The organism is Xanthomonas sp. WHRI 7945 (assembly GCF_035026585.1).
Genome location: NZ_JAYIQP010000042.1, coordinates 1 through 8,803 on the forward strand (window position 1 = coordinate 1; position 8,803 = coordinate 8,803).

General features: G+C 69.3%; 7 protein-coding genes. 5 read left to right on the forward strand and 2 right to left on the reverse strand.

The features are described 5' to 3' along the window. Positions 1–106: 106 nt before the first annotated feature. The gene (locus VDQ83_RS18455) at positions 107–925 is read right to left on the reverse strand and encodes an HDOD domain-containing protein (RefSeq protein ID WP_455435995.1); all 819 of its coding nucleotides are present in this window, start codon (positions 923–925) and stop codon (positions 107–109) included. Positions 926–1,694: 769 nt separating this feature from the next. On the opposite strand from VDQ83_RS18455, the gene VDQ83_RS18460 reads away from it, so the two are divergent. After that, on the forward strand, positions 1,695–2,192 hold the full coding sequence (locus VDQ83_RS18460; protein WP_455435996.1) for a hypothetical protein: 498 nt from the start codon (positions 1,695–1,697) through the stop codon (positions 2,190–2,192). 474 nt (positions 2,193–2,666) lie between these two features. On the opposite strand, the gene VDQ83_RS18465 is transcribed toward VDQ83_RS18460, so the two are convergent. Further along, the gene (locus tag VDQ83_RS18465; RefSeq protein WP_263396815.1) at positions 2,667–3,140 is read right to left on the reverse strand and encodes a YehS family protein; all 474 of its coding nucleotides are present in this window, start codon (positions 3,138–3,140) and stop codon (positions 2,667–2,669) included. 273 nt (positions 3,141–3,413) lie between these two features. Here VDQ83_RS18465 and VDQ83_RS18470 point away from each other — a divergent pair, with 273 nt between their 5' ends. From VDQ83_RS18470 to glpK, 4 genes are all read left to right on the forward strand, one after another. Further along, entirely contained in the window at positions 3,414–4,286 is an 873-nt protein-coding gene (locus VDQ83_RS18470) for a DeoR/GlpR family DNA-binding transcription regulator (RefSeq protein WP_263396816.1), read from the forward strand. Between the two features lie 336 nt (positions 4,287–4,622). Then, a complete protein-coding gene (gene glpD, locus VDQ83_RS18475; RefSeq protein ID WP_455435997.1) occupies positions 4,623–6,134 on the forward strand; it encodes a glycerol-3-phosphate dehydrogenase in 1,512 nt (503 codons plus the stop codon). Positions 6,135–6,310: 176 nt separating this feature from the next. Then, the gene (locus VDQ83_RS18480; protein ID WP_309922505.1) at positions 6,311–7,129 is read left to right on the forward strand and encodes an MIP/aquaporin family protein; all 819 of its coding nucleotides are present in this window, start codon (positions 6,311–6,313) and stop codon (positions 7,127–7,129) included. Positions 7,130–7,225: 96 nt separating this feature from the next. Then, positions 7,226–8,725, forward strand: coding sequence for a glycerol kinase GlpK (gene glpK / locus VDQ83_RS18485; RefSeq protein WP_455435998.1), 1,500 nt, complete (start codon positions 7,226–7,228; stop codon positions 8,723–8,725). Positions 8,726–8,803 lie beyond the last annotated feature (78 nt).

Consider the following 8,803-nt stretch of genomic DNA (forward strand, 5'->3'; position numbering starts at 1 on the left):
CGGCTTCAGCCGCGAGCGGGCGTTACCGGTAACGCCCGCTCGCGGCTGAAGCCGCTCCTACAGTGGAGCCGATCGTCTTCGTTGCCGAAGACGCGGCGAGCAACGTCTAGCGCAGCATCTCGGTGAACGCGCGGTCGGCCTCGATCACCTCCGGCAGCGCGGTGAACAGCGCGTCCAGGTCCACGTCGTCCAGCAGCGGGCCGCTGACCGCCTGCCGCGCTTCCGGGGTCGCGCCGCCTAGGCGCTCCAGCGCATCGGCGACCAGCGCCGCTTGCGCCACCACGCGCGGCATCGGTTCGCCTTCCGGCGCCTGCAGCGGCCGTGCCTGGTAGGCGATCGCGGTCTGGATCACCTGCGGCAGATGCCAGCGCCGCGCCAGCTCGGCGCCCACTTCCGGATAGCCGAAGCCCAGTTGCACGGTCTCGTCGGCGGCGCGGCCGCTGGAGGAGGCGTCCGGATGCAGCTGCGCGGCATAGTCCGGCGCGCCGGTCTGGATCAGCAGCTCGCCGATGTTGTGCATCATCCCGCAGGTGAACGCGGTTTCCGTGTCCAGGCCTTTCTGCTTGGCCAGCAGCCGGCAGATGCCGGCGACCTCGAAGCTGTGCAGCCAGAACGCGCGCAGGTCGAAATGGGCCGGCGCATGGAACGCGTCGGTCATCGACGAGGCCAGCACCAGCGTGCGCAAGGTGTTGAAGCCCAGGCGCAGCGCCGCGTCCTCGACGCTGGTCGATTCGCGTGCGCCGCGGAAGCGCGCCGAATTGGCCAGGCGCAGCACCTTGGCCGCGATCACCGGGTCGCGCTCGATGCTGCGCGCCACGCTGTCCAGGCTGGTGGTGGGATTGTCGAATTGCAGGATCAGCTCCTGCGCCACCTTGGGGATGGTCGGCAGGGTGTGCAACTGGTCGAACAGCACCTCTAGTTTCATGGAGACCTCAACGCGGAACGGGAAGGGACATCGCCGGCGCAGAGAGGGGGGCGGTGCCCGCCATGGATGGCGAATCCCGCGCATCGTAGACCGAATCGCGGCGTGCGGCGTGCACACCAGGGGGTATGGTCCGTCCTGACGATGCCGACTGGACACGCTGCGAGGCGTGTGCACAACGCGCCGCGGGAGCGGCCCTGGACGCTGCGGACATCCGCGACGAAGCGGGCGGCGTTGGACAGCGCTTCCTCCGCAGCCGCTGCGCCAGCGATCCGCGTCGTCGCCGATTGCTGCGCGAGCGTGCGATCGCGTGGCCCGCGGCAGAGACGACGCTGCGGGCGACCAGGCGACATCGAGATCAGTCGCGACAGGCTTCTCGATGGGAACCGCTGAGACCCGGCGCCGGCCATCGATGCCTGGATTGAAAGATGCGTGTGTGGACGCGGGCACGCGCAGACTGCGAGTGTTGGCCGGTCGGCGATTTCCTGCCGCGGCGCGCCTCGCGCGGCCCGTGCTCATTGCTGCCAGAACGCCGTGGAGGCCGCGAGCGCGAACGCCGGCAGCGCGGATGCGATGCGATCGACGTGGCCAGTCGTCGCGACACGCCGAAGGGCGGCGGCAGCCGCCTTCGCTGCTGGGCAAGCCTCTGCCCTGGCGGCCGGCGGCGGATGTCATCCCGCTGTCACCGAACTGACCCAAACTTGCCGAACTGGGGAGCCGGTCCCTTCGGGCCGCGCGCCTTTCTCATCCGCGCAGGCGGCAGGATCGAACGATGAAATACGTGGTGCTGGCGCTGGTGTGCGCCCTGGCGGCCCCGGCTGCGCTGGCGCAGTCGGGATATGTGGAGATCGAGCGGCGGCTGAGCGCCGAGCAGTTGCGCGAGGCCGGGCTGACCCCGACTCAGCTGGCCACGCTCAATCGCCTGTTGCGCGAGGCCGATGCTCGCGACGCGGCACAGGCCCCGGCGCGGTCCGCGGCGGCGCCGGCGATCGCCGCGGCCGGCGGCGACGGCGCCCCCGAGCAGGGCATGATGATCGGCCTGGACGACGGCCCGATCAGCGCCCGCGTGCAGGGCGAGGTCGCCGGCTGGGCGCCGGGCACCGTGTTCGTGCTGGACAACGGCCAGCAGTGGAAGGTGCTCAAGGGCAGCATGACCCTGCGCACCGCGTTGGCTTCGCCGGCGATCAAGGTCGTGCCCGGCATCGCCGGGCGCTGGTTCCTGCAGGTCGACGAAGACCTGCCGAAGGCGCGGGTCTACCGGATCCGCTGAGCGCCGCGCCTCTCGCGTAGCTTGCAGAAGCGGCTTCAATCGTGACCGAGGCAGCGGCAGGGAAGGCGCCTTCTGCCGCCGCCGGGAGCTGATAGCCCGAGGCCGCCTAGAGCCATTTCTACGGCGCATACGGCCGGCCCGCCCCCTGTGGGAGCGACTTCAGTCGCGACGAACGAAGCGGCGATCCACACCGGCCTCGGGCAGTGTGGGCACAGAAGTGCCGAAAAAAAATGCACCGCCGGCACGGCGTTTCCAACTGGCTTCGGCAATCAATCGCAACCGAGGCGCGGCAGTTGCAAGACATTACCTGCCGAAGATGGCCGCGTTGGTGGTGCGGTGCTGACAGTTGGCCGCCGCGCGATCCGCGGGCGCCGGAGCGCCGAACATGGTCGTGGCTGAAGCCCCGCACGAAGCAGATCGGCGCCCCGCACCATAGCGCCTGTTGCCGCTACGACGCGCTTCGCTTCACCGGCCTCACCCCGCGGCACGAATCCGCAGCGTCAACCCCTTGAGGAAATTGCGCAGCAGCTGGTCGCCGCACAGGCGGAAATTCTTGTGCTCGGGCTGGCGGAACAGCGCCGACAGTTCCGGCTTGGAGACCGGGAAGCCGGCGTCGGCGAAGATCTGGTGCATGTCCACGTCCTTGAGCTGGAACGCCACGCGCAGCTTCTTCAGCACCACGTTGTTGGTGACCCGGGTCTCCACCGGGCGCGCCGGCAGCGTCTCGTCGCGGCCGCGGTAGTGGAACACCAGCCCGTCGAGGAAGTGCGCCAGGACCGGGTCGCTGCAGGCGACGAAGCCGTCCTCGTCTTCCTTCTTCAGGTAGGCCGGCACTTCGCTCTTGTCGATCGGGAAGGCGGGGTCGGCAAGGTGGACCGTGTCCACGATCATCTGGTCGCTCAGGTCGAGCATGTAGCGGATGGAGCGCAATACGTCGTTGGCGATCATGGCCGGTCCGGTGCTGCCGGTGGCGTCCGGCGGGGTGCGTAGTCTAGGCCGTGTCATCCGTCGCGAGTAGGCCGCGCCGCCGCCGCGCCTCGTCATGCACGCCGTCGCGACTGCGCGATGCGTGCCGAAGACCGGTGGCGCGCACGGCGTCCGCACGTTCCCGGGCAGCGTGCGCGACGCGACCTCGGCTTGGTGCGCTGCGCCGTACGCGTGCGGCGATCAGGGTCAGGCCTGCGGCGTCGCCGCCCCACCAGCGTTTGCATCCGCGCGCGCATGCGCCATCATCGGCGCATGGACAATACGACTCCCAAACCGAGCGCGGTGCCCGCGCTCAATCCGCGCCAGGAACAGCTGGTGGCGCTGGTGCGGCAGCAGGGCTATGCCGAGGTGGACGGGCTGGCCACGCGCTTCGAGGTGACCCCGCAGACCATTCGCCGCGACCTGGCGCTGCTGTGCGAGGCCGGCGTGCTGCGCCGCTACCACGGCGGCGTCAGCCTGCCGTCGAGCGTGGAGAACCTGGCCTACACCGCGCGCAAGACGCTGCAGGCGCAGGAGAAGCGGCGCATCGCCACGCTGCTGGCGCAGCACATTCCCGACGACGCCTCGCTGTTCATCAACATCGGCACCACCAACGAGGACGTGGCGCGCGCGCTGATGGGGCATAGCGGGCTGCGGGTGATCACCAACAACCTCAACGTGGCGGTGATGATGAGCGCCAACCCGAGCTTCGAGGTGATGGTCGCCGGCGGACGCGTGCGCGGCCGCGACCAGGGTGTCACCGGCGAGGCCACGATCGAGCTGATCCGCCAGTTCAAGGTGGATTTCGGCGTGATCGGCATCTCCGGCATCGATCCGGACGGCACCTTGCTGGATTTCGATTTCCACGAGGTGCGGGTGGCGCAGGCCATCATCGAGCACTCGCGGCAGGTGTTCCTGGCCGCCGACCACAGCAAGCTCGGGCGCAACGCGATGGTCCGGCTGGGCTCGATCGCGCGGGTCCAGGCCTGGTTCACCGATCGCGCGCCGCCGCCGGAACTGGCAGCGGTGCTGGCCGAGGCCGGCACCCGCGTGTTCGTCGCCGACAGCGACGACGCAGGTGCGGATGCAGCGGAGGCGGTGGCCGCGGGCCAGGGCGCTGCGGACTGAGTGCCTGCGCGGTAAGCAAGCAGCGGTCGCGCCATGAGCCGATCCGGAAGCCAGCCAACTACGGCTGCGTATGCTGCGAGCTGTTACGTGTACGTTTATGTTCGTATTATTTCGTTATTGTGACGTTAAAGCGTGCTGGCTGTCGCCGCAGATCGCGGCCATGGCGCCTGCAGCGACTTGAATTTCCTTTGCTGGACGGCAGACTTCGGCTGCGTTCGCCCACGCTGCGCTGCACTGCAGCGTGATATGTTCGGAAATGTTCGTTTACGATCTTTTCGTCCTTCGGCGTCGGCCTAGCGCTTGCCGGCCCGGGACACGAGCTTCCGGAGTCAGGCAATGAGCGAGATCTACGATGTGCTGGTGGTCGGTGGCGGCATCAACGGGGTGGGCATCGCCCGCGACGCGGTGGGCCGCGGCCTGTCGGTGTGCTTGTGCGAGCGCGACGACCTGGCCTCGCACACCTCCAGCGCCAGCACCAAGCTGATCCACGGCGGGCTGCGCTACCTGGAGCAGTACGAGTTCGCCCTGGTCGGCAAGGCGCTGGCCGAGCGCGAAGTGCTGCTGCGCCTGGCCCCGCACATCATCTGGCCGCTGCGCTTCCTGCTGCCGCACCAGCCGCACCTGCGCCCGGCATGGATGATCCGCACCGGCCTGTTCCTGTACGACCATCTCGGCCGCGGCCGCCGCACCCTTCCCGGGTCCAAGCGCATGGCGCTGCGCTCGGACCCGGTCGGCGCGCCGTTGCGCGAAGAATTCCGCACCGGTTTCGTCTATTCCGACGCCTGGGTGCAGGACGCGCGGCTGGTGGCGCTCAATGCGATGGATGCGGCGCAGCGCGGCGCCAGGATCCTGACCCGCACCGGCTGCGTCTCCGCGCGCCGCGCCGACGGCCTGTGGCAGGTGGCGCTGCAGCACGCCGACGGCCGTCGCCAGGACGTGCAGGCGCGCGCGCTGGTCAACGCCGCCGGACCGTGGGCAGTGCAGTTCCTGGACGACGTGGCCAAGGTCGGGCACGACCACGCGCTGCGCCTGGTCAAGGGCAGCCACATCGTGGTGCCGCGGCTGTTCGAGCATGACCATGCCTACATCTTCCAGCAGCCGGACCGGCGCATCGTGTTCGCGATCCCCTACGAGCACGACTTCACCCTGATCGGCACCACCGACGTGGACTACCGCGCCGATCCGTCCGCGCCGAAGATCGATGCCGAGGAAACGCGTTACCTGTGCGACGCGGCCAACCGCTACTTCCTCAAGCAGATCGCGCCCAGCGATGTGGTGTGGAGCTACAGCGGCGTGCGCCCGCTGCTCGAAGACGAGGAGGACAACGCCGCCGAAGTCACCCGCGACTACCTGCTGGAACTGGATGCGGGCGATGGCGCGGCGTTGCTCAACGTGTTCGGCGGCAAGCTCACCACCTACCGCAAGCTGGCCGAGGAAGCGGTGGACCGGCTGGTCGCGCACGCCGGGCGCAAGGCGCCGGCGTGGACCGCGCGCGGCGCGCCGCTGCCCGGCGGCGAACGCCGCGACATCCGCGCCTTGGCGCAGGAACTGCGCGCGGCGCGGCCGTGGCTGTCCGAGACCACCGCCGCGCGGCTGGCGCGCAACTACGGCACCCGCGCCGAACAGCTGCTGGGCGCGGCCACTTCGCTGCAGCAACTGGGCGAACACTTCGGCGCCGACCTGTACCAGGCGGAAGTGGACTACCTGCGCGAACACGAATGGGTGACCCAGGCCGACGACCTGCTGTGGCGCCGCAGCAAGCTCGGCCTGCGCATCGACGCGGCCGGCCGCCAGCGCCTGGCCGACTATCTGCAACGGGCGCCGGCCACGGCCGCCGCGCCCGCATGAGGCAAGCAGCGCGGCCGGCGTGCCCGTCGTGGGCGCCGGCCGCGCTGCGCAATCGCCGTGCGCGTCGGCATCCGCCGCTGCGCGCGAACCTGGAAACGACCGTGGAGGGTGGCAGGCATGAAGACGACGAGCGGCATGATCGGCAGGACGGCAGCAGCGACGCGGGAGCCGCGCGCATGAACCGGCAACTGCTGGGCGAACTGATTTCCGAGGCGGTGGCGATGGTGATCATCATCGCCTTCGGCTGTTCGGTGGCGTGCATGTACGTGCTGTACGACCCCAGTCCCTACCAGAACGCCTATTGGGGCGTGTGCATCGCCTGGGGCCTGGCGGTGACGATCGCGATCTACGCCACCGGCTCGGTCTCCGGCACCCACGCCAACCCGGCGGTGACGCTGGCATTGGCCGTGTTCCGCGGGTTCTCGTGGAAGAAGGTGCTGCCGTACTGGGCGGCGCAGGTGATCGGCGCGTTCCTCGGCGCGGGCATCGTCTACCTGCTGTTCGCGCCGGTGATCGACCACTACAACCAGGCCCACCAGCTGACCCGCGACGCGGGCGGCGCGGCCGGCGTGTTCTTCACCGCACCGGGCCTGGCGATCACGCCGATGCATGCGTTGCGCGACCAGGTGATCCTGACCGCGTTCCTGATCTTCGGCATCTTCGCCATCACCGAGCGCTACAACGAGGCCGCGCCCACCGCCAATTCCGGTGCGCTGATGATCGGCCTGCTGGTGGCGACCATCGGTGCCTCGATGGGCTACCTGGAAGCGTGGGCGATCAATCCGGCGCGCGATTTCGGGCCGCGCCTGTTCGCCTACTTCGCCGGCTGGGGCTCTTCGGCGCTGCCGTCGGCCAACAGCTACTGGTGGATCCCGATCGTCGGCCCGCTGATCGGCGGCGTGGTCGGCGGCGCGGCCTACCAATGGCTGATCTATCCGTTCCTGCCGGCGCGGGTCAAAGCGCTGGAGGAAGAAGCGGCCGCGCGCCAGGCCTGAGCCGACGCGCCTCGCGTGCCGGCGTCGCCGGCACGTTCCCCCGTCATTCCAGGCGCCGCCGCGGCGCGCGCCTTCACGACCCCGCAGGAGTCACCGATGGAAAAGAAATTCATCCTGGCCATCGACCAGGGCACCACCAGTTCGCGCGCGATCCTGTTCGACCGCAAGGGCCACATCGTCGGCATGGCGCAGCGCGAGTTCGGGCAGATCTTCCCGCAACCGGGCTGGGTGGAGCACAACCCGCGCGAGATCATGACCAGCGTCTACACCACGATCACCGAGCTGTTGAACAACCAGCAGGTGGACGCCAGCGCGATCGCCGGCATCGGCATCACCAACCAGCGCGAGACCGCGGTGGTGTGGGACCGCGCCACCGGCCAGCCGATCTACAACGCCATCGTCTGGCAGTCGCGGCAGACCAAGGACATCTGCGAACAGCTCAAGGCCGCCGGCCACGAGGACATGGTGCGGGCCAAGACCGGCCTGCTGATCGACGCGTATTTCTCCGGCACCAAGGTCAAGTGGATCCTCGACCACGTCGAGGGCGCGCGCGAACGCGCGCAGCGCGGCGAACTGGCGTTCGGCACCATCGACAGCTGGCTGATCTGGAACCTCACCGCCGGCAAGGTCCACGTCACCGACTACACCAACGCCTCGCGCACGCTGCTGTACAACATCCACGAGCTGCGTTGGGACGAGGAGCTGCTGCAGATGCTCGACATCCCCGCCTCGATGCTGCCCGAGGTGCGTTCCTCCAGCGAGATCTACGGCACCACCCAGGGCCAGTATTTCTACGGCCACGAAGTGCCGATCGCCGGCATCGCAGGCGACCAGCAGGCGGCGCTGTTCGGCCAGGCCTGCTTCGAGCCGGGCATGGCCAAGAACACCTACGGCACCGGCTGCTTCATGCTGATGAACACCGGCGAGAAGGCGGTCGCGTCCAACACCGGCCTGCTCACCACCATCGCCTGGGGCGTGGACGGCAAGGTCGAGTACGCGCTGGAAGGGGCGATCTTCGTCGCCGGGTCGGTGGTGCAGTGGCTGCGCGATGGCCTGCGCATGTTCGGCAAGGCCAGCGACTCGGAAGCCTATGCCGAGCGCGCCGGCGACAACGACGGCGTGTACTTCGTGCCGGCCTTCGTCGGCCTGGGCGCGCCGTACTGGCGCAGCGACATCCGCGGCGCGGTGTTCGGCCTGACCCGCGGCACCACCAAGGAACATTTCATCCGCGCCGCGATCGAATCGATGGCCTACCAGACCCGCGACGTGCTGACCGCGATGCAGGTCGACTCGGGCATCGAGCTGAAGGAACTGCGCGCCGACGGCGGCGCGATCAGCAACGACTTCATGGCCCAGTTCCAGAGCGACATCCTTGACGTGCCGGTGCTGCGCCCGGAAGTGGCCGAGACCACCGCGCTGGGCGCGGCCTACCTGGCCGGCCTGGCGACGGGGTTCTGGAAGGATCGCGCCGAGATCGCGCAGCAATGGGCGGTGGACCGCCGCTTCGAACCGAGCATGCCGGCCGAACGCCGCGAGGAACTGTACGCCGGCTGGAAGCAGGCGGTGGAAGCGACGATGGGCTTCCGCATCCGCTGAGCAGCGAGGCGTCGCGCCGCTCCCTGTAGGAGCGGCTTCAGCCGCGACCGGGCCTTACCGATAAGGCCCGGTCGCGGC